The 20,897-nt window shown below is 61.5% G+C and carries 21 protein-coding genes and 1 tRNA gene; 13 read left to right on the top strand and 9 right to left on the bottom strand.

The window, feature by feature from the left end; translation table 11 throughout:
- Positions 1-55: 55 nt before the first annotated feature.
- Positions 56-775, bottom strand: coding sequence for a pyrimidine 5'-nucleotidase (locus tag BSY240_RS11765; RefSeq protein ID WP_069042432.1), 720 nt, complete (start codon positions 773-775; stop codon positions 56-58).
- 318 nt (positions 776-1,093) lie between these two features.
- On the opposite strand from BSY240_RS11765, the gene BSY240_RS11760 reads away from it, so the two are divergent.
- Together BSY240_RS11760 and BSY240_RS11755 are read left to right on the top strand one after the other, a co-directional pair.
- Positions 1,094-2,008, top strand: a complete 915-nt coding sequence (locus tag BSY240_RS11760) for an EamA family transporter (protein ID WP_069042431.1) — start codon at positions 1,094-1,096, stop codon at positions 2,006-2,008.
- 315 nt (positions 2,009-2,323) lie between these two features.
- Complete coding sequence (locus BSY240_RS11755) at positions 2,324-3,820, top strand: MFS transporter (RefSeq protein WP_069042430.1); 1,497 nt, start codon at positions 2,324-2,326, stop codon at positions 3,818-3,820.
- Between the two features lie 21 nt (positions 3,821-3,841).
- On the opposite strand, the gene argB is transcribed toward BSY240_RS11755, so the two are convergent.
- Positions 3,842-4,729 (bottom strand): acetylglutamate kinase, encoded by an 888-nt coding sequence (argB, locus tag BSY240_RS11750; RefSeq protein ID WP_054149112.1) that lies wholly within the window; start codon positions 4,727-4,729, stop codon positions 3,842-3,844.
- A 158-nt stretch (positions 4,730-4,887) separates the two neighbouring features.
- On the opposite strand from argB, the gene BSY240_RS11745 reads away from it, so the two are divergent.
- From BSY240_RS11745 to BSY240_RS11735, 3 genes are all read left to right on the top strand, one after another.
- Positions 4,888-5,433 carry a sigma-70 family RNA polymerase sigma factor gene (locus BSY240_RS11745; RefSeq protein WP_069042429.1) on the top strand — a complete coding sequence of 182 codons (546 nt, stop codon included), beginning with the start codon at positions 4,888-4,890 and terminating at the stop codon, positions 5,431-5,433.
- Positions 5,420-6,136 (top strand): anti-sigma factor, encoded by a 717-nt coding sequence (locus BSY240_RS11740; RefSeq protein WP_069042428.1) that lies wholly within the window; start codon positions 5,420-5,422, stop codon positions 6,134-6,136. Before BSY240_RS11745 ends, BSY240_RS11740 begins: the two co-directional genes overlap by 14 nt.
- Before the next feature lie 177 nt (positions 6,137-6,313).
- Positions 6,314-6,871, top strand: a complete 558-nt coding sequence (locus BSY240_RS11735; RefSeq protein WP_069042427.1) for a fasciclin domain-containing protein — start codon at positions 6,314-6,316, stop codon at positions 6,869-6,871.
- 59 nt (positions 6,872-6,930) lie between these two features.
- On the opposite strand, the gene yihA is transcribed toward BSY240_RS11735, so the two are convergent.
- From yihA to rpmH, 5 genes are read right to left on the bottom strand one after another with little or no spacing between them, the layout of a single operon-like run.
- Positions 6,931-7,590 (bottom strand): ribosome biogenesis GTP-binding protein YihA/YsxC, encoded by a 660-nt coding sequence (gene yihA / locus BSY240_RS11730; protein ID WP_054149108.1) that lies wholly within the window; start codon positions 7,588-7,590, stop codon positions 6,931-6,933.
- A 48-nt stretch (positions 7,591-7,638) separates the two neighbouring features.
- A complete protein-coding gene (locus BSY240_RS11725; RefSeq protein ID WP_069042426.1) occupies positions 7,639-8,544 on the bottom strand; it encodes a DMT family transporter in 906 nt (301 codons plus the stop codon).
- Between the two features lie 57 nt (positions 8,545-8,601).
- Positions 8,602-10,392: a membrane protein insertase YidC gene (gene yidC / locus BSY240_RS11720; RefSeq protein WP_150127457.1), complete on the bottom strand. Its 1,791-nt coding sequence runs from the start codon at positions 10,390-10,392 to the stop codon at positions 8,602-8,604.
- Complete coding sequence (rnpA, locus tag BSY240_RS11715; RefSeq protein ID WP_069042425.1) at positions 10,392-10,781, bottom strand: ribonuclease P protein component; 390 nt, start codon at positions 10,779-10,781, stop codon at positions 10,392-10,394. The genes yidC and rnpA overlap by 1 nt, the downstream gene beginning before the upstream one ends.
- A gap of 32 nt (positions 10,782-10,813) precedes the next feature.
- Positions 10,814-10,951, bottom strand: a complete 138-nt coding sequence (rpmH, locus tag BSY240_RS11710) for a 50S ribosomal protein L34 (RefSeq protein ID WP_006727993.1) — start codon at positions 10,949-10,951, stop codon at positions 10,814-10,816.
- Positions 10,952-11,327: 376 nt separating this feature from the next.
- On the opposite strand from rpmH, the gene BSY240_RS11705 reads away from it, so the two are divergent.
- From BSY240_RS11705 to BSY240_RS11690, 4 genes are all read left to right on the top strand, one after another.
- Positions 11,328-12,815, top strand: a complete 1,488-nt coding sequence (locus BSY240_RS11705) for a sensor histidine kinase (protein WP_069042424.1) — start codon at positions 11,328-11,330, stop codon at positions 12,813-12,815.
- A 118-nt stretch (positions 12,816-12,933) separates the two neighbouring features.
- Positions 12,934-13,010, top strand: a tRNA-Arg gene (locus BSY240_RS11700).
- A gap of 288 nt (positions 13,011-13,298) precedes the next feature.
- A complete protein-coding gene (locus tag BSY240_RS11695; protein WP_069042423.1) occupies positions 13,299-14,339 on the top strand; it encodes a 4-hydroxyproline epimerase in 1,041 nt (346 codons plus the stop codon).
- A gap of 157 nt (positions 14,340-14,496) precedes the next feature.
- On the top strand, positions 14,497-15,231 hold the full coding sequence (locus BSY240_RS11690; RefSeq protein WP_006727990.1) for a Crp/Fnr family transcriptional regulator: 735 nt from the start codon (positions 14,497-14,499) through the stop codon (positions 15,229-15,231).
- Between the two features lie 14 nt (positions 15,232-15,245).
- Here BSY240_RS11690 and BSY240_RS11685 read toward each other — a convergent pair whose 3' ends face one another.
- Positions 15,246-15,674: an RbsD/FucU family protein gene (locus BSY240_RS11685; protein WP_054149170.1), complete on the bottom strand. Its 429-nt coding sequence runs from the start codon at positions 15,672-15,674 to the stop codon at positions 15,246-15,248.
- Positions 15,658-16,902, bottom strand: a complete 1,245-nt coding sequence (locus BSY240_RS11680; protein WP_054149101.1) for an ROK family transcriptional regulator — start codon at positions 16,900-16,902, stop codon at positions 15,658-15,660. Before BSY240_RS11680 ends, BSY240_RS11685 begins: the two co-directional genes overlap by 17 nt.
- A 231-nt stretch (positions 16,903-17,133) precedes the next feature.
- On the opposite strand from BSY240_RS11680, the gene BSY240_RS11675 reads away from it, so the two are divergent.
- The 4 genes from BSY240_RS11675 (at position 17,134) to BSY240_RS11660 (ending at position 20,784) form a co-directional block, all read left to right on the top strand.
- A complete protein-coding gene (locus BSY240_RS11675; protein ID WP_054149169.1) occupies positions 17,134-18,159 on the top strand; it encodes a sugar ABC transporter substrate-binding protein in 1,026 nt (341 codons plus the stop codon).
- A 140-nt stretch (positions 18,160-18,299) separates the two neighbouring features.
- Positions 18,300-19,382: an ABC transporter permease gene (locus tag BSY240_RS11670; protein WP_054149100.1), complete on the top strand. Its 1,083-nt coding sequence runs from the start codon at positions 18,300-18,302 to the stop codon at positions 19,380-19,382.
- A complete protein-coding gene (locus BSY240_RS11665; protein ID WP_069042422.1) occupies positions 19,382-20,164 on the top strand; it encodes an ATP-binding cassette domain-containing protein in 783 nt (260 codons plus the stop codon). Before BSY240_RS11670 ends, BSY240_RS11665 begins: the two co-directional genes overlap by 1 nt.
- Positions 20,161-20,784: a nucleoside triphosphate hydrolase gene (locus BSY240_RS11660; protein WP_069042421.1), complete on the top strand. Its 624-nt coding sequence runs from the start codon at positions 20,161-20,163 to the stop codon at positions 20,782-20,784. Before BSY240_RS11665 ends, BSY240_RS11660 begins: the two co-directional genes overlap by 4 nt.
- Positions 20,785-20,897: the final 113 nt, after the last annotated feature.

Here is a 20,897-nt window from a genome sequence, read left to right as displayed (position 1 = left end):
GCTCAGGCCCTACTTAACTCTCGGTAAGCTGCATGAAACTTTCGTAAGCTTGTGCTCACGCTGGATCGGAGAGCAGCCGCTGCAGGAAGCTGGTGAGATCGTCAGTGAGGTAGTCGACGATATCGGCATCGATATGCTCGACCCGCTCCCAGGTCTCAAGGATCGCGGTGTCGAGATTACGGGGCACGAGCAGCACCGTCTTCATGCCGAGTGCCTTTGGCACCATCAGATTGCGCGGCAGGTCTTCGAACATCGCGGCATGTTTCGTGTCGATGCGGTTGAGGCTCGCAAACTTGTCGTAGGTCGCGCCTGCCGGCTTCGGTACGTAATCGGCAGCGACAATGTCGAAGATGTCGTCGAAATGGTCGAGGATGCCGAGTGCCCGGGCCGCCGCTTCCGCATGCGCAACCGTGCCGTTGGTGAAGATGAATTTGCGGCCCGGCAGCCGCTTGATCGCAGACCCCAGGACCTCGTCGGGGAGAAGCGCCGAATAGTCGATCGCATGCGCCCGTTCCAGAAACGCGTTCGGATCGACCTTGTGATGCAGCATCAGCCCGGCAAGCGTCGTCCCGTGTTCGTGGTAGTAGCGCTTCTGCAGAAGCTTCGCCTCGGCCGGCTCCAGCTGCAAAAGCTCGGACACGAAGGCGGTCATGTTCGTATCGATCTGCGCGAAGAGGTTGATGTGATGCGGATAGAGCGTGTTGTCGAGGTCGAAGACCCAGTCGCGCACATGGGAAAAATCGGCGGGCGAGGGGATCTTGGCTGGCGTGTTCATCAGGTCCTCTTGGGCAGTGCGAAAGGCCTGACGACATCAGGCGCGTTGCCTCTAATTAGCATTGGTCGCCGCTTCGGGAAGTGCTATCTGGAAAAGATGGGAAAGAAGATGGCGATTTCTGCAATGGAGCGGGTCGTGGTCCTGCAGGACCGCAAGCGCCTGCCCGCGCGTTTTCATCCGGTCAGCGCCGGTACGATTCGCCAGCGTCAGGCGTGAGCCGCAGGACCTGAGGCGTAAGCTCAGGCAAGACCTCCCCCCTTTCCGATTTCCTACCGCAAGCCGACATCCCTGCGCTGCGGCTCTTCTGGACGCTCTCCCATGGAACTTTGGGCCCTCATCACGGTTGGCAGCGCCTTCCTGCAAAACCTGCGCTCGACGCTGCAAAAACACCTTAAAGGCCGGATGGGCACAACAGGTGCCACCTTCGTCCGCTTTGGCTTCGGCCTGCCCTTCGCCTTCCTCTATCTCGCCATCCTGCATCTTGGCCTCGACCGTCCGCTGCCGGTGCCGGGGCTGACCTTTGCGATCTGGGCGGTCATCGGGGCGCTCGCGCAGATCACCGCCACCTTCCTGCTCGTGCACCTCTTTTCGTTCCGAAACTTCGCTGTCGGTACCGCCTATTCGCGCACCGAACCCGCGCAAGCGGCTTTGCTGGCGCTTCTTCTGTTCGGAGAGACGATCGGCTTGGGCACGGCCGCCGCAATCCTCGTCTCGATCCTTGGTGTCATGCTGATTTCCGTGGCGCGTACGGCCTTCACGCCCATGAGCCTCGTCACCTCGGTTGGAAGCCGCACGGCACTGATCGGCCTCGCCTCCGGTTTCTTCTTCGGTGTCTCCGCGATCGCCTACCGCTCCGCCTCACTGTCACTGGCCCCGAGCCTGCCCGCGCCGGATGCCATGGTGCAGGCCGGCTACACGCTTTGCGTCGTCATCACGATCCAAACCCTGTCGATGTTTCTTTGGATGGCTTGGCGTGATCGGACAGAGCTGACCCGCGTCCGCGCTGCCTGGAAGGTCAGCGCCCTCGTCGGTTTCGTTGGCGCCACGGCCTCCTTCGGCTGGTTCACGGCTATGACGCTGCAGCAGGTGGCGGTGGTCAAGGCGCTCGCCCAGGTCGAGATGCTGTTCACCTTTGCGTCGTCGGTGCTGTTCTTCAAGGAGAGGATCAACAGGCTGGAGATTGCGGGATGCGTGCTGATTGTGTTCGGGGTTTTGTTGCTGGTGCTGGTGTGAGGGGGCGATACCCCTCTCCCCCCTTGTGGGAGAGGTTACAAAATCGAGGGCCTAGCCCGATCAGGGCTAAACCTCAGATTTTGTTGGTGAGGGGATCGGTTCCGTTGCCACGACATCACGGCCCCCCTCACTTGCGATTTCTGATGTTTAGACCATTTGCACTGGCCTAATTCATCGAAATCGCTTTCCCCCACCAAGGGGGAGATGGGACCCCACGCCCACCTCGGCATAGCGGACACCCTTTGCCCCGTTGCGACCCATCCCGCTGCGCGATACACCGTACGGCACAAGCGCGCCGAGGGCGGGGAGACAAAAGTGCACACCAAGACACCCGCGTCACCAGCGATCAGCGCCGACGCGTCGCATCCATACCCCAAGCGCTGGACGGCGCTGGCGGTCATGATGCTGGCGAACTTCATGAACCTGCTTGATGTCACCATCGTCAATGTCGCGCTGCCGAGCCTTCAGTCGGAGCTTGGCGCGACCTCGAGCCAGATCGAGTGGGTGGTGGCCGGCTATGTGCTCGTCTTCGCGCTCGGGCTCCTACCCTTTGGACGTCTCGGGGATGTCCGGGGCAAGAAGCAGGTGTTTCTGGTTGGTGTCGCGGCCTTCACTATCGCCTCGCTGCTGTGCGGCCTGGCGCCGGACATCGGCTGGCTGGTCGTCGCACGCTTGCTGCAGGGCGCGGGGGCTGCGGTGATGACGCCTCAGGTGCTGGCGATTGCCCAGATGATGTTCCCGCCGAAAGAGCGGGCTGCGGCCTTCTCCTTGTTCGGCCTCAGCGCCGGCCTCGCTTCGGTGTCCGGGCCCATCCTCGGCGGGTGGCTGATCAGTCTCGATGTACTCGGGCTTGGCTGGCGGCCGATTTTTCTCATCAACATTCCAGTCGGGATCATGACGATCCTGCTAGGCTGGCGTCTGATCCCGGCACTTCCGCCCAAGCCCGGCCTGAAGAACGATTTCGTCGGCATCATTCTGGCTGCCCTGACGATCTTTTGCATCATCTTCCCGCTGATCGAGGGACGCGGTTTCGGCTGGCCCCTTTGGTGCTTCGTGATGGTCGCGATGGCCATTCCCTTTGGCGTGGCTTTCGGCTTCTGGGAGCGTCGCCAGCACCGCATCAAGGCACCGGAACTTTTACCCGTGGCGCTGATGAAAAACCGCAACTATGTCATCGGCTCGCTGATGACTGCGACCTTCTTCTCGACGCTGCCCGGCTTCTTTCTGATTTTTGCGATGTTCCTGCAGCAGGGTTATGGTCTCACCCCGCTGCAGTCGGGCATGACCACCGTGCCCTTCTCCGTTGGCATCTTCATCGCTTCGTTGATTTCAGGCCGCCTTGGCAGTATTGCGCCGCGCATCCGTGTGGTCGTCGGTGTCGTCATGGTGGTGATCGGCATGGGGCTGTTGCGGAGCGAGATCCAGACTGTAGGGGACAGCATTGACCGCATGGCGCTCCTGCCCTGGTTCCTGCTCAGCGGCCTTGGCATGGGCATTGCGATTGCGCCGATGTTCCAGCTCGTGCTGGCCGGGGTGCCACCGCAGGATGCCGGTGGCGGATCGGGGGCGCTTCAGGCGATCCAGCAGGTGGGAAGCGCATTGGGGATCGCGATCGTCAGCGAGATCTTCTTCTCGGATCTGGCGAGGAATGCTGCTGCAGGGATGTCTGGACAGCAGGTTTATGCCGAAGGCCTGAGCCTCGGCCTGATCTACAACTTCGTCGCCTATGCGATCGTGCTGATCGCGGTTGCCTCGATGCGCACAGTGACGCCGGGAAGCGAGAAGCTGGAGCGTCCGCTGCCGATCGAGTGACCGGCAGCGTTGAGATCCGGGTCAGGGAACGAGCAGCGTGCCTGCACCCGTCTCGGTGAAGAGCTCGAGCAATACGGAATGGGCGGTCTTGCCGTTGAGGATGACGACGCCCTGCACGCCGGCCTGGATGGCCTCGATGCAGGTCTCGACCTTCGGGATCATGCCGCCGGAAATCGTGCCGTCCTTGATCAGCGCATGGGCTTCAGCGACCGAGAGTTCCTTGATCAGCTTGCCGTCCTTGTCGAGCACGCCGGGCACGTCGGTGAGGAAGAGCAGGCGCGAGGCATTGAGGGCACCGGCAATCGCACCGGCAAAGGTGTCGGCATTGATATTGTAGGTAGCACCATCGCGGCCAGGAGCGACAGGCGCGATGACCGGGATCATCTCTGAGCGGGCGAGCAGATCGAGCAGTGTGCGGTCGACTTCGACGACATCACCAACGAAGCCGAGATCGAGCACGCGCTCGATATTGCTGTCGGGGTCGCGAACCTTCTTCTGCGCCTTTTCGGCAAAGACCATGTTGCCGTCTTTGCCGCAGAGCCCGATCGCCCATTCGCCGGTCTGGTTGATCAGCGCGACGATTTCCTTGTTGATCGAGCCGGCCAGCACCATCTCGACGATCTCGACGGTCTTCTGATCGGTGACGCGAAGGCCGTTCTCGAAGCGTGATTCGATGCCCATACGGGCAAGCATGGCGCCGATCTGCGGGCCGCCGCCATGCACGACGATCGGGTTGACGCCCGACTGCTTCAGAAGTGCGATATCGGCGGCAAACGCCTTGCCGAGCTCAGGATTGCCCATGGCATGGCCGCCATATTTGACGACGATCGTCTTGTTCTCGTAGCGCTGCATGAAGGGCAGGGCCTGGACGAGAAGACGGGCCTGCATTTCGCTTTCGGTCGATGTCATGGGAAACCTCGCATTGGATGGCGGCCTTTTAGCGCATGTGTCGCCTGTAGGGAATAATCGAGCCACAATATAAGCGGCACGTGACATGCTTCTTCTTCTCGTCGCATTGTCCACCGAAGATGCCGTGCTATATCAAGGCCACTGGGTGAGGGGGCTCTATGGAACGCGACGACATCGGCGGATTGCTGGCCCGGGTAGCCCTGCGGGACCGGAGCGCCTTTTCCTTGCTCTATGGTCGTGTTTCAGCGAAACTTTTCGCCATCTGCATCCGTATGCTCAAAGACAGGGGAGAGGCCGAAGAGGCGCTCCAGGACGTGTTCGTCAAGATCTGGCACAAGGCCGGCAGCTATACGGGCGACGGCGACAATGCCTATCCATGGCTCTGCGCCATCGTCCGCTACCACTGCATTGATCGTCTTCGGGCGCGTCGACCGCAGGGGGAAGACATAGAGGCGGCGATCGATCTGGCGGATCTCGCGCCGGATCCGGAGCAGCATGCGATGCTCCGATCCGAGGGTGGCCGCATTGACACATGCCTGGAGGCATTGGATCCTGATCGGGCGCTCGCCGTTCGCCAGGCCTATGTGGAAGGACTGTCCTATCAGGAACTGGCCGACCATTTCGCCGTTCCCTTGAACACGATGCGTACTTGGCTGCGGCGCAGCCTTTTGAAACTGAGAGAGTGCATGGATGAGCACGCCTGACCAAAGCAAGGGAGACCGGTCGCGGGACGAAGTTCTTGCGGGCGAATACGTCCTGGGCGTCCTGAGTGGAGCCGAGCGCCAGAAGGTGGACGCACGTCTGCGCCACGACCGGCAGTTCGCCGCCATGGTCAAGCGCTGGGAAGAGAACCTCACCCAGTTCAACGACGATTACGCCGAGGCCTCACCGCCGGATCAGCTGTTTTCGAAGATCGAGGATCGGCTGTTTGCGTCTCCTGCCGCGGTCGCGGCGGTAAAGGGCAGCCTGTGGAATTCGCTGGTGCTCTGGCGCGGCCTGAGCTTTGCTTCCATTGCGGCACTCGGTCTGGTGTTCGGGCTCGATTATGCAGAACGCATGCGTCCAATGCCGCAGGCCGCTCTGACCGCCGAACTTGCTGGCGAGAACCAGGCGATTGCCCTGCATGCACGCTACGACGGGAACTCGGGCCGCCTTGCTGTCACGCCCGTCGCAAGCGGTGGTTCAGATGAGAAGTCGCTCGAACTCTGGCTCGTCGAGGGTGAACAGCCGCCGATATCGCTCGGCGTGCTGCCGCAGACCGGGCAAGGCGAACTCGATGTTCCCGAGGCGCTGCGCGCGCGCCTGACGGAGGGTGTCGTGCTGGCCGTCAGCCTCGAGCCTTTCGGTGGATCGCCAACTGGACAAGCCACCGGGCCTGTCGTGGCGCTCGGCGAAGTTCGTCCCTGACGAAGAAATTCCCTCATAAATTCAATGGATTGTTTTCAGGCGGTCGATTTTTTCGGGCCGCCTGAAACTTAGCTGTACGAGGCTCCGTCCTTGGTGGTGTTCCGACTGAGGAACGCCGATGTCCCGCCCGAACCGCAGGGACACGATCGTGAACACCAAGGATAAGAGGAAACCGTAATGTTCAAGACCGCTCTTCGCCCGCTCGCATTCTCCGCAGCCATCCTGGCAGGCGCTGCCGTAGCCTATGCCGCCAATCCGATGGTCGGCGGTGGTGAAATGCTCGAGACCAAGAACATCGTCGAAAACGCCGTCAATTCGAAGGATCACACGACGCTCGTTGCCGCCGTCCAGGCAGCCGGTCTCGTTGAAACCCTGTCGGGCGCCGGTCCGTTCACCGTCTTCGCACCGACCAATGATGCCTTCGCCAAACTGCCGGCCGGCACTGTCGACACGCTGCTGAAGCCGGAGAACAAGGAACAGCTCACCAAGGTTCTGACTTGCCACGTGGTGGCAGCTGACGTGATGTCCGAAGCCCTCGTCAAGATGATTTCCGACAACGGCGGTGAAGCCGATGTGGCGACCGTCGGCGGTTGCGTGCTGAAGGGCAAGGCAGCAGACGGCAAGGTGACGCTGACCGACGAGAATGGCGGCGTCTCAACCGTCACGATCGCCGACGTCAAGCAGTCGAACGGCGTCATCCATGTCGTCGACACAGTGATCCTGCCGAAGATGTAAGGAACGACGGTTCGGCCCGGTCACCGCCTGATCGGGTCGACCTGATCGGAGCCTGAGCGTCAAAGGCTCCGACCGATGGCCTCGCTGATTGCCCCGCGCAATTGGTCGAGGCCATCACCTTTTTCAGATGATGTCGAGAGAACGCCCGGGAAGGCGGCAGGCCGCTTCTTGATCTTTTCCTGCGTTTCCGCGATCAGCTTCGGCACAGCGGGAGCCTTGATCTTGTCGGTCTTGGTGAGCACGATCTGGTAGGAGACCGCCGCCTTGTCGAGCAGGCCAAGCACTTCCTCGTCGTTCTTCTTCAGACCGTGGCGGCTGTCGATCAGCACATAGACGCGCTTCAGTGTCGCGCGACCCCGAAGATAATCGAAAACCAGCTTCGTCCAGGCATCGACGTGTTCCTTCGGCGCCTGGGCATAGCCGTAGCCGGGCATGTCGACGAGCGCCATCGGCGGCAGGTCTCCGGCGCCGCCGGAATAGCCGTCGGGCACGAAGTAGTTGAGCTCCTGCGTGCGACCGGGCGTGTTCGACGTGCGTGCCAGTCCCTTCTGGCCGACCAACGCATTGATCAGCGACGACTTGCCGACATTCGAGCGCCCGGCAAAGGCCACTTCGAGCGGTCCTTCCGGCGGCAGGAATTCCATCGACGGCACGCCGCGGATGAAGATCCAGGGGCGGCCGAAAAGCGGCTGGTCGGGTTTGTCGTGTGTCTCGGTCATGGGCTGGCCTTTCGTAAGCGGGACAGATCCGGGTTTTGGCCCGGAAAGTCAAGCAGCAGAGGTCGGAACGGGCCGCAACGCCTGCCGCGCGTGGCTTATGAGATAGGTGAATAGGGCGGCCATGACGAGCGCGCCGCCGATGATCGTGCGCCCCGACGGGATCTCGTCGTGCAGGATCACCATCCAGACCGGCGCAAGGATCATCTCGGCGGTACCGAGCAACGCCGCGAGTGCCGAGGGGATCATCCGGGCACCGGTGACGTAAAGTGCCATGCCGAGCCCGAGATTGAGGGCGCCGAAGCAGAAGAGCAAAGTGAGATCCTGGAAGCCAACGGCAAAGGCACCGGCTTGGGTGGCGGCAATCGCGGATGCGATGAAGGATCCGCCACAGGCAGCCGGCGTCATGCGGATGCCGGGATAGCGGCGGGTCAGCACCGTCATGCAGGCGAAGATCGCCGGAATGGCGGCGGCCAGCGTCAGCCCGAGGATCGAGCCGCCGTCACCGATCGAGGCCGAGACCATGATGCCCACACCGAGGATGACGGCTGCGATGGCGCCCCAGGTGACCGGCGTGATCGGTTCCCCCAGTACGACGCGCGCGAGAAGGGCTGCAAACAGTGGGATGGATGCCATGAACAGCACGACATTGGCCACCGGTGTCATGGTGACGGCAAGCACGAAGAAGGTCGAGACAAGGGCAAAGCCGACGGCGATGCAGAAGCCCGGCCAGCCCATGGCGCGGAACAGGCGTATCGTGCCATCGATCCGATCACAGATCAGCATGAAGGCAAGGAGAAAAAGGCCAGCGAACAGGCAGCGCCAGAACACGATCGTCCAGCCATCCTCCACGCCGATGAAACGCTGGATCGCTCCGCCATAGCTCCACGCGACCGCCGAGCCGGCAACGAGAGCAATGCCGAGCCAGGAACGTTGTGTGGCGGAGGAGTCGGACATGGGATTAAATCTCGATCACCATAGAAAAAGCCCCGGCATGGCCGGGGCTTTTGATCGTCACTTGGTCTGGGCCGGTTTCCGCCGGAACATGTTGGCGATGTTCTTGAACAGCTCGATCTCCACGCCGTGACGCTTCATGATCAAGGCCTGCTGCAGGATCGACAGCGTGTTGTTCCATGCCCAGTAGATCACCAGGCCGGCGGGGAACGTGCCGAGCATGAAGGTGAAGACAACGGGCATCCAGTTGAACAGCATCGCCTGCGTCGGATCCGGCGGCGTCGGGTTCATGCGCATCTGGACCCACATGGTGACGCCCATGATGAGCGGCCAGACGCCGATCATCAGGAAGAGCGGCGGCGTGAAGGGCAGCAGACCGAACAGGTTGAACAAGCTCGTCGGATCGGGAGCTGAGAGATCCTGGATCCAGCCGAAGAACGGCGCGTGGCGCATTTCGATGGTGACGTAGATGACCTTGTAGAGCGCGAAGAAGACCGGGATCTGCAGGAGTACCGGCCAGCAGCCGGCAACCGGATTGATCTTCTCTTCCTTGTAGAGCGCCATCATCGCCTGCTGCAGGCCCATGCGGTCGTCGGCATACTTGGTCTTCAGTTCTTCGAGCTTCGGCTGCACACGCTTCATGTTGGCCATGGAGGCGTACTGCTTGTTGGCGAGCGGGAAGAACAACAGCTTGACGACGATGGTGGTGAGCAGGATGGCCACGCCGAAATTACCGACGAGATGGAAGAAGTAGTCCATCAGGTGGAACATTGGCTTGGTGATGAAGTAGAACCAGCCCCAGTCGATCATCAGATCAAACTTCGGAATACCAAGGCTTTCCTGGTAGCTGTCGATGACCGGAACCTGCTTGGCACCGGCAAACAAGAGGGTCTTGACCGAGGTGCTCTGGCCGGCCGGAATGCTGACGGCATCGTTCTTGTAATCGGCCTGGAAGCGGGCCTGACCGTCGGTGAAGTAGGAGAAGCGCGATTCGTAAGGCAGGGTCTGCTGCGGAATGAGCGACGTGGCCCAGTACTTGTCCGTGATGCCGAGCCAGCCACCGGTGGCCTTGGCATTGGCAACGGCGTCTTCCTCTACATCCGTATAGTCGTATTCCGCCAGGCTGCCCTCGGTGCCGACAACGCCGAGGAAACCTTCATGCAGAACGAAGATCGAAGGCGTGGACGGCTTGTTGTAGCGCGTTACGCGGCCATAGGGCGCAAGGCTTGCGGACGCTGCGCCATTGTTCACGATCTGGTCTTCGATGGTGAACATGTAATGTTCGTCGACGGCGATCGTGCGGGTAAAGGTGAGGCCGGCTTCGTTGGTGAAGGTCAGCGTAAGAGGTGTCGCCTCGGTCAGCTTTGCGCCTTCGGGTGCCGTCCAGACGGTGTTGGGGCCCGGAACGGAACCGGCATTTTCGCCGGCGATAAAGCCGAGTTCGGCAAAATAGCCGTCCCGTGTTTCGGCAGGATTGAACAGGGTAACGATCGGGCTCGTCGGATCGACGGTCTCGCGGTACTGTCGCAGCTTCAGATCGTCGAATCGGGCACCGGTGAGATTGATGGAGCCGACGAGATCCTGGGTGTCGATCTCGACGCGGGCCGTCCGGGCCACGGCGGCATCGCGGCTTGCTTCCGGATTGGCGGCCGCACCCGCTGGCAAGCTACCGTCAACCGTGGCTGCAGGGCTCGTCGCCTGCTGCTCGGCCTGCGCCTGCTGCTGGGCGATCTGCGCCTCCTGAGCCTGACGCTGGGCCTCGATACGCGGGTTCATATAGAAGAACTGCCAGGCGAGGACGATCACCACCGATAAGGCAATCGCGATGAAATAGTTGCGGTTGTTCTGCATCACTCTTTCCTGGGAGCGGTCTTGTTCGACCGGGAGTTATTCGTCTGGCGGTTTTCGATGCGCAGGATCAATTGCCGGGACAATTGATCGAAAGGTACATCGAGTACCTCGCGCCGGGCGACAATGACATAGTCGTGTCCCGGCTGCATTGCAAACGCCGCATTCAGTCGCACGGCTTCTTTCAGCCTGCGCCGCATGCGGTTACGTTCCACTGCATTGCCGTGTTTCTTTGTGACTGTGAAGCCCACGCGGGGCGGCGCGTCATCCTTGCGGTCGAGAACCTCCAGAAGGAAGGTGCGACCCTTGCGCGCTTCGCCGTGCCTGACGGCGAGAAACTGAGGCCGGCTCTTGAGCCGGCCAACAGATGTCTTGGAGTCCGTGGACGTCATGGGCCCGTCAGCCTCGTCGGGCTCATCCGGCCTTAGGCCGAGAGCTTCGCGCGACCGCGAGCGCGGCGTGCGTTGAGGACCTGACGGCCGCCCTTGGTGGCCATACGCGCACGGAAACCGTGGCGGCGCTTGCGAACAAGCTTGGAAGGTTGGAAAGTACGCTTCGACATTTATTTAATACCGCGGTGTGCGGCCCTTCTTGGATGTGCAAATTGCAACAGCGTTTTGGTTCGTCGCACGGGTGAGCGCCGCCGGGCGCCTGTATCCGAACGTGCGCGGCTTATAGTGTCAGGGCGCACAGGAGTCAATCACGCGGCTTTTTAGCCTCTATCTTGCGAATAAAGGCGAAAAAACCGCGTCTCGCCACACATCCGCCACGCCGGCTCCATCGTTTATACTGGTGACCACGCAAAGAACATGACCAAACTTTCATGTTCCTTCGCGGCTTGCGCGTGATACGCATGAGAAGACAGCTTCACACTGACGTGAAGTCGTGCCGGACGGCGCCATATTTGGGCAGGCCGGAACGATAAGGAATGAGGGCCGATGCTCGACCGGCAGGACAATCATCTGCAGGCCGACCTCTCCGGGGGGTATGCCATGCCGTCCCGCATCAGGGGACTATCCGGCAAGCTCCTGTGGCTGACAATCGCCTTCGTAATGCTGGCTGAGATCCTGATCTTTGCACCGTCCGTTGCCACGATGCGCCAGCGCTGGCTGCAGGATCGGCTGAACACAGCGGCTGCCGCTGGAGTGGTGATCGATGGGCTCCAGCCGCTGGAGCTGCCCCGTGGTGTTCAGGAAGATACGCTGACAACCACGGGAACGAAGGCCATCGTGCTTCGCAAGGACGGCACCTCGCGCCTGCTTGCGGTGACCGAGATGCCGAGCGAAGTGGATGCCGCCTTCGACCTCTCGGATTACTCGGAGCTCGGATCGATTCGCGACGCCTTCTACACGCTGATCTTCGGCGGCGACCGCCTGTTGCGCGTCTACGGGCCCATCGCGGAAGGCAGTGACGTGACCGTCGAGATCGTCATGGACGAAGCGCCGCTGCGCAAGGCCATGCTCGGCTATGCCCGCAACATCCTCTTCATCTCCCTGATTATTTCCGTTATCGCTGCCGTCCTGATGTTCCTGGCGATCAATCGCGTGATGATCATGCCGGTGCGACGTCTGGCCCGAAGCATGCAGGTGTTCGCGGAAAATCCCGAAGATCCCACGCGCGTGTTGCCGCCGACCGTCGGAAATGACGAGATCGCGGTTGCTGGGCGTCATCTTTCACGGATGCAGGACCAATTGCAGAAGACGCTGCGGCAGCAGAAGACGCTCGCCGACCTCGGTCTCGCCGTCTCCAAGATCAATCACGACATGCGCAACATCCTGGCCTCGGCCCAGCTGATGTCCGACCGTCTGGTCGATGTCGACGATCCCCTGGTGAAAAGCTTCGCCCCCAAGCTCTTGCGCACCATCGATCGCGCCGTCGGCTATACCAGCGAGGTTCTCTCCTATGGCCAGACCTCGGAAGCCGAGCCGCGCCGTCGCCGCTTCCTTTTGTCTGAAGTCTGTCAGGAGGTTCGGGATCTCCTGCATCTGAGCCACGAGGCGGGTATCGAATTCATCGACAACGTCGGCGTCGACATCGAGGTCGATGCCGATAGCGAGCAACTCTTCCGCGTCATTCACAACATCTGCCGCAACGCCATTCAGGCGCTGGCCACCTTCACGCCTGATGATCCCGAGCATGTCCGACGCATCACCGTATCCGCCCAGCGAACCGGATCGGTCGTGGCCATCGTCATCGACGACACGGGCCCCGGCATGCCGCGCAAGGCGCGGGAGAACCTCTTCACTGCCTTCCGTGGTTCGGCGCGTTCCGGCGGCACGGGCCTTGGCCTGGCGATTGCCCGCGAGCTGGTGATCGCCCATGGTGGAACAATCGCCCTTGTGGAAAAGCCGGGTCCCGGCACCATGTTCCGTGTCGAAATCCCCGACAGGCCAGTGGCTCTCGACGACTGGCGCGCCCGCGCCTGAGGCCGTCCGGCGAGGCACGTGACAGGAAAATGACTCTTTTTTCGAAAAGGGCGCTTGCAATCCTGATCGTCCCGCTTTAGAGGATCGCCACATGCCGACGCACAGTCGGCCTTGGCAAGCACCCGTAGCTCAGCTGGATAGAGCACCAGACTACGAATCTGGGGGTCAGGAGTTCGAATCTCTTCGGGTGCGCCATTTACTCTCGCTTTCATCATGGCATGATTGTCGGCGTCAGCTGACCAAGGGCAGGCTCATTGCCGTGACTCTCCGTGCGGTCTTACTCGCGGGTGATCGCCAAAGCCGTTTTCATGAGCACGCAATAAAAGCACTTGGATATCTCGTTCCCCTGATTTAACACGGCCCCGGCAACGTTGCAGGTCGCCGCCTGTGATGTATCCCCTTGAGATGTCGCATAAGCTTGTGCTCTTGAAGGGCAGTGGCCCGCTTTCGCGACGGGCTGGTCGACCGGCATGGGGTAATGACATGAGATGGAAGCGCACTCTTCAATTGCTCGACGTTCACGCCGAGGGTGAAATCGGGAAGGTCGCCATCGGTGGCGTGCCGAAGATCCCGGGTGAGACCGTCGCCGAGCAGTTGCTTTGGCTGAACACGGATCCCAAGGGCGAGGCGCTGAGGCGCATGCTGGTGCTCGAGCCGCGCGGCGCACCTATCGGCTCCGTGAACCTGCTGCTGCCGCCGAAGAACCCCTCCGCCGATGCCGCCTTCGTCATTCTCCAGCCCGACCAGGCCCATGCGAGCTCCGGCTCCAACTCGATCTGCGTGACGACGGCGCTTTTGGAAAGCGGCATGGTCGAGATGCAGGAGCCCGAGACGGTCGTCATGCTGGAAACGGCAGCCGGACTCGTCAAGGCGACCGCCACCTGCCGTGACGGGCGCTGCGAGCGCGTCAAGCTCACCATGGTGCCGTCTTTCGTGCACGAGCTGGATGTGACGCTCGACACCGAGCAATGGGGCCGTATCACCTTCGATCTGAGCTATGGCGGCATCTTCTATGCCCTCGTCGATGTTGGTCAGGTCGGGCTCACGATCGAAAAGGGCAATGCCCGGGCGCTTGTCGAGGCCGGCATGATCCTGAAGGAAGAGATCAATCGCAAGATCCCTGTTGTCCATCCCGAGATCCCGGCCATTTCCGGCGTTGCCTATGTGATGTTCCGCGATGTCGATCCTGACGGTGCAATCCGCACCTGCACCACGATGTGGCCGGGTCGCGTCGATCGGTCGCCCTGTGGCACCGGAAACTCTGCCAATCTCGCGACGCTGCACGCCCGAGGCAAGGTCGCGGTCGGCGACACGATGCTGTCCCGCTCGATCATCGGTTCTGAATTCGAGGTGGGCCTTGCCGACCTGTCGGAGGTGGCCGGTCGTCCGGCCGTCATCCCGACCATCAGCGGCCGAGGCTTCACCTTCGGCCTGCATCAGGTCGCGCTCGATCCCTTCGATCCCTTCGAGCGCGGCTTTGCCCTCACCGACGTCTGGGGGCCGTCATCGGGTTCCATCGGTTGACTCTTGCGCACCGGTTTCTGCATTGTTTCAAATTGAATGAAATTCGATGCTCTGCGGTAGCCGAATTGTAAGGGTCTTGGTTTTCGACATCTTGCTAAGCATCGATACCGGCGAATAAGTAAGCTCCATCGTCATGAACGCGACAAGTAATCCGTAAATGAAAGCAAACGCTACGACAGGCTCCGCCCTGCCGCTTCCGGCAACAACGCTTCCGACACTGCGCGGATGTGCGATTTTTGCTGGTCTCACGCCGGAAGAGGACCGCGAATGGCTTTTGCGCTGCCATTCTCGTACGCTGAGTGCCGGCGAAAGTCTGGTCGACTTCGAGGATATGTCCAAGGATGTCTTCATCGTCCAGACGGGAGAGATCCGCGCCGTGCTGCGTTTCTCCGTCGGTAAGGAGGCCATTCTCGGCAGCTTCAAGCGCGGCGACATCCTCGGCGAACAGTCCGCCATCGATGACATGGCCCGTTCCGCAAGCCTCATGGCCGTTAGCGACGCAACGGTGACCGTGATCCCCTGCATCGTCTTTCTCGACATTCTGCGGCAGAGGTCTGATGTCGCGCTGGCGCTGCTGCAGCTTCTTTCGAAGCGTATCAGGGCGATGAACGATCGCCTGTCGGAACTCTCGTTCCTCGACACCAAGCATCGCCTCTACAACACACTGCTCAGGCTTTCGCGCGTGCGCAACGACGGTGGTCGCGAACGCATCATTTCGCCGCCGCTGGTGCATGCGGAACTGGCAGAACATATCGGCGCTAGCCGAGAGACGGTGTCGCGCGAGATGTCGAGGCTGGCGCGCGAACAGCTGGTGGAGCGCACCAGCCGCGCCATCGTTCTGAAGAACCCCGTGGAACTGTCCCGAAGGATCTCGCGCGCCCTCGAGGGCTGAGCGCAGCCGCTGGATCAGGGGTAGATCACGCCCTTGCGCAGGATCACATTGGCGTAGAGGCGCGGCTCACCCGTCTGCACGACGGTATGGGCGGCCTTGACCCGGTTGTAGAAATCCGCACCGATCAGCTTCGTCACGGGTACTTTCGGCTCATGCTTTGCGCAGCAGTCGATGATCTCCTGGTGCACCGGATCGACCTGGTCCGGCCTCCCGCCGACGACAGACCGAAAGATCGCCTCCGGCACGAAATCGTCGATCGGCATCACGCTGAGGATCGCGTTCAGCACGGGCACGAGGTGATGCCCGTCGAGGCGTACCAGGCGCCGCGCATGTTCGAGCGCAGGGTAGTTGCCGTCAACGATGGCGATCTCGTCGCCATGGCCCATGGCGCGGAGGGTGGCGAGAAGTTCGGGGCTTAGGAGGGGGTCAATGCCCTTCAGCATGGGTGGTATCCTTGAACAACACGGTTTGATCGATGAGATAGCGGTCGAAGATCGGCAGGCTGGCGCCGCCGATGGCGCGGGCCTGATCGCCGACCTCGCCCTCGACGATGTCGGGAATGACGACGCCCTGCAGGTCGAGGCGGTTCATCGCCTCGATGGTGGCCTTGACCAGGCGATGGCGAACCCAGGCCGGGAAGCCGCCGTCGATGATCGCGGCAGCAAAGTCGATGATCGATGCGGCCGCGATCACGGCCTGGGCCAGCGCTGCTGCCGTATCCTGGATCCAGATTTCCAGCGGCTCGCCGAAGTCGATCCATTCTTCCGCTGCATACCAGAGCGGCTGGGGATCGAGCCCGCGCTCTCGCAGCAGGTTCTCGAGAACGAAGATCGAGGCGATGTCGAGAAGCTGGCGCGTCTGGCCGTGTTTGTCGCGGACGGGCAGGGGGCCGATCGCTCCTGCGGTCCCGGTTCGGCCGACGAAGAGGGACGAATTGACGACGATGCCGCCGCCGATGAACGAGCCGATGTAGAAGTAGACGAAATCCGGGTAGCGTTGGCCTGCGCCAAACACCAGTTCTGCTCCGCAGGCGCTGGTCGCGTCGTTGCGCAGATAGACGGGATGCGCCATGCGGCTCTGGACCTCGACCTGCAGGTCGACCTTGCGCCAGATATCCATCGCCCCTTCCGGTGCGCCGACTTCCTCGGCCCAGTTCCAGAGTTCGAAGGGCGCGGCAATGCCGATTCCGGCAATGCGTGCCCGCGTGTGTTCGTCCATTTCAGCTTCCATGGCGGCGATGCCGTCACAGATGAAGGGCAGGAGATGATCGGGATGGGGGTAGCGATAGGTGCGGTGGCGTTGCTCCCGAATCGTGCCGGCGAAATCCATCAGCACGAGGTCGGCGCTTCGGCGGCCAATTTTCACGCCGAAGGAAAAGACCGCTTCCGGGTTTATGAACATCGGAACGGAGGGCTGGCCGACACGGCCGCGGATCGGTTCGCCGCGCATCAAGAGTTCGTCGCTTTCGAGCGAGCGCATGATAACCGAGACGGTCTGGGCGGAAAGGCCGGTAAGGCGAGCGATATCGGCCTTCGAACAGCCAGGATTCTGCCGCACGAGCGATAGCACCAGCCGCTCGTTATAGGCGCGCACGCGCACCTGGTTCGAGCCGCCGCCGGCGCTCACCCTGGGCGCCGGATCCGCCAGTCGTGCATGATCATCCTGTGACACTGAAGGCCGCTCCTCCCGACCGCTTCCTTTTACGAAAGCGCTCGCAGAATGTCACACCGATTTAATAATTCAACTGGATTTATTTATTGACAGCTGAAATGTCCTCATGTTCTAAATGGGCCCGTGGAGGAGTGGATGCCTGATGGCAGCCGATCGGATCGCCGGAAGGTGATCCGTGCCGACACGCTGCGGCCGGAGGAGCTGGCCGACACCATTCGGGAGGATTACCAAATGAAAAAGTCTCTGATCACTGCTGCCCTGTCGACCCTTGCCCTCGGCGTTGTTTTCGCCGCCCCGGCACAGGCAGCCGACGTTTCTGCCTGCCTCATCACCAAGACCGACACCAACCCCTTCTTCGTCAAGATGAAGGAAGGCGCGACCGCCAAGGCCGCCGAGCTTGGCGTGACGCTCAAGTCCTATGCCGGCAAGGTCGACGGCGATAGCGAAAGCCAGGTTGCCGCCATCGAAACCTGCATCGCCGACGGCGCAAAGGGCATTCTGCTCACCGCATCCGACACCAAGGGCATTGTTCCGGCTGTTCAGAAGGCCCGTGACGCAGGTCTCCTCGTCATCGCCCTCGACACGCCGCTGGAGCCGATCGATTCTGCCGACATGACCTTCGCGACCGACAACCTTCTCGCCGGCGAACTCATCGGCAAGTGGGCAGCAGCAACCCTCGGCGACGCCGCCAAGGACGCCAAGATCGCCTTCCTCAACCTGACCCCCTCGCAGCCGTCGGTCGACGTCCTGCGTAACCAGGGCTTCATGAAGGGCTTCGGCATTGACGTGGTCGACATCAACAAGATCGGCGACGAAACCGATCCGCGCATCGTTGGCCATGACATCACCAACGGCAATGAAGAAGGCGGCCGCACCGCCATGGAAAACCTTCTCCAGAAGGATCCGTCCATCAATGTCGTTCACACCATCAACGAACCGGCAGCCGCCGGCGCCTATGAAGCGCTGAAGGCCGTTGGCAAGGAAGGTGACGTGCTGATCGTGTCGGTCGACGGCGGTTGCCCGGGCGTCAAGAACGTCGCCGAAGGCGTCATCGGTGCCACCTCGCAGCAGTATCCGCTGCTGATGGCATCGCTCGGCATCGAAGCGATCAAGAAGTTCGCAGACACCGGTGAAAAGCCGGCGGCCTCCGAAGGCAAGAGCTTCTTCGACACGGGCGTCGCCCTCGTCACCGACAAGCCGGCAGCCGGCGTCGAGTCGATCGACACCAAGGTCGGCACCGAGAAGTGCTGGGGCTGATCGAAACTCCTGCGCCTGAACTGAAACGTCGGCGGGAGCTCGTCTCCCGCCGCTAGGCGCAACGCCCGGCCTTTGCGCGGCGGCAGGTCGGGCGTATCCTTCATGTAAAATACTGAGACCAACGGCAGGGAGGATGACCCATGCAGCCGGCCAATCCCGAGACGCGGACCACGCAAGAATTTGAAAAGGTCCTGTCGTCGAGTTCGACCGAAGTCGCCTCGTTCGACCGTCATGAAAAGAGTGCCCTCGAGCGCTTCCAGCATTTCTTGCATTCAAGCCCGGCAGCCGTGGCGCTGATCGTGCTTGTTCTGTCGATCGCCGTCTTCGGCCTTATTCTCGGCGGCAAGTTCTTCTCCGCCTTCACGATGACGCTCATTCTGCAGCAGGTCGCGATTGTCGGGATCGTTGGAGCAGCGCAGACGCTGGTAATCCTGACGAAGGGCATCGATCTCTCGGTCGGCGCCATCATGGTTCTATCGTCGGTGGTCATGGGCCAGTTTGCCTTCCGCTACGGCCTTCCTCCCGAGCTTGCCGTGATCTGCGGTCTCGGTGTCGGCGCCTTTTGCGGCTTCATCAATGGGGTGCTCGTGGCGCGCATGAAACTGCCGCCCTTCATCGTGACGCTCGGCATGTGGCAGATCGTGCTTGCCACCAACTTCCTTTATTCCGCCAACGAGACGATCCGCAGCCAGGACATCGATGCGAACGCGCCGATCCTCAAGTTCTTCGGGGAGAACATCCGCATGGGCGGCGCGGTGCTGACCTATGGCGTTATCGCCATGGTGCTCCTCGTTGCACTCCTCTGGTATGTGCTGAACCACACCGCCTGGGGCCGCCACGTCTATGCGGTCGGTGACGATCCGGATGCGGCGGAACTCGCAGGCGTCAACGTCAAGCGCATGCTGATCTCCGTATACACGCTGTCCGGCCTCATCTGCGCGCTCGCCGGCTGGGCCTTGATCGGCCGAATCGGCTCGGTTTCCCCGACCGCCGGACAGTTTGCCAATATCGAATCCATCACGGCCGTGGTGATCGGCGGCATTTCGCTCTTTGGCGGGCGTGGCTCGATCCTCGGCATGATCTTCGGCGCGCTGATCGTTGGTGTCTTCCAGCTCGGCCTACGCCTGATCGGCACGGACCCGCAATGGACCTATCTCTTGATCGGCGTTCTCATCATCGCCGCCGTCGCAATCGACCAGTGGATCAGAAAGGTAGCAGGCTGATGACCCAGGAACCCATTCTCACAGCCCGCGGCCTGGTCAAGCGTTACGGCCGCGTCACCGCCCTCGATCAGGCAGACTTCGATCTCTATCCGGGCGAGATCCTCGCGGTCATCGGTGACAACGGAGCCGGCAAGTCTTCGCTGATCAAGGCGATCTCCGGTGCCGTTTCGCCTGATGAGGGCGAGATCATGCTCGAAGGCAAGCCGATCAACTTCCGCTCGCCGATCGATGCGCGCAATGCCGGCATCGAGACCGTGTACCAGAACCTCGCTCTGTCGCCGGCACTCTCGATTGCCGACAACATGTTCCTCGGCCGCGAACTGCGCAAACCGGGCATCATGGGCAGCCTGTTTCGCAAGCTGGATCGTCCGGCTATGGAGAAGATCGCCCGCGACAAGCTGTCCGAACTCGGCCTGATGACGATCCAGAACATCAATCAGGCGGTGGAGACGCTCTCGGGCGGCCAGCGCCAGGGTGTGGCAGTCGCGCGTGCGGCGGCATTCGGCTCCAAGGTCATCATCCTTGACGAGCCGACGGCCGCACTCGGGGTCAAGGAGAGCCGCAAGGTACTCGAACTGATCCTCGACGTCCGCTCGCGCGGCCTGCCGATCGTGCTGATCAGTCACAACATGCCGCATGTCTTCGAGGTTGCCGATCGCATCCACGTTCACCGTCTCGGAAAGCGTCTCTGCGTCATCAATCCTAAGGACTACACCATGTCGGATGCCGTCGCCTTCATGACCGGCGCCCGTCCGGCCCCAGAGGTCGAGCGCGCCGCATGACGCCGGTGCTGGATGATCTGATCACCGAGATCGAGCGGCGGGCGCAGGATGGCGTCCGCCTGCTCGTAGGTGTGGCCGGACCACCAGGCGCGGGTAAGTCAACTTTGGCGGATCGATTGCATCAGACTCTGACGGAGAGGGGCCACCGTAGCGCAGTTCTGCCGATGGATGGCTTCCACCTCGACAATGCGATCCTTGAAGAGCGCGGTGACATCGCCCGCAAGGGCGCTCCGCATACTTTCGACATCAGGGGCCTGGGCGACATCCTCAGAGCCGTCAAGGCCGGCGGTGAAGTCTTCACGCCCGTCTTCGATCGTGACCGCGAACTCGCCATCGCCGCCGCGCGATGCATTGTCGCGGAAGATCGCATCGTCATTGCCGAGGGCAATTATCTCCTGCTGCAGCAGGGGCGCTGGGCGAGCCTGGCGGATCTCTTCGACCTTACCGTCATGGTTGCGCCGCCGATCAGTGAACTGGAGCGCAGGCTCGTAGCACGCTGGACCCATTATGGTCTCACACCGGCACAGATCGAAGCGAAAGTGGAAGGCAATGATTTGCCCAATGGTAGGCTCGTCATCGAGCGCAGCGCGGCGGCCGATTTCTCCTTCAATACGCTGTGAACACGCCCGTCTCAAGGTGTAGTCGAGCCTGCGAAAATTCTTAAGTTCTAATTAAATGTGCCATCGGTAAAATTGTACCGGTTTGGTTCAGCGAATTTCAGCCTCCCCCTGAT

The organism is Agrobacterium sp. RAC06, assembly GCF_001713475.1.
In the GTDB taxonomy this organism is placed as follows: Bacteria; Pseudomonadota; Alphaproteobacteria; order Rhizobiales; family Rhizobiaceae; genus Allorhizobium.
This window is presented reverse-complemented; position numbering and strand designations above follow the sequence as displayed.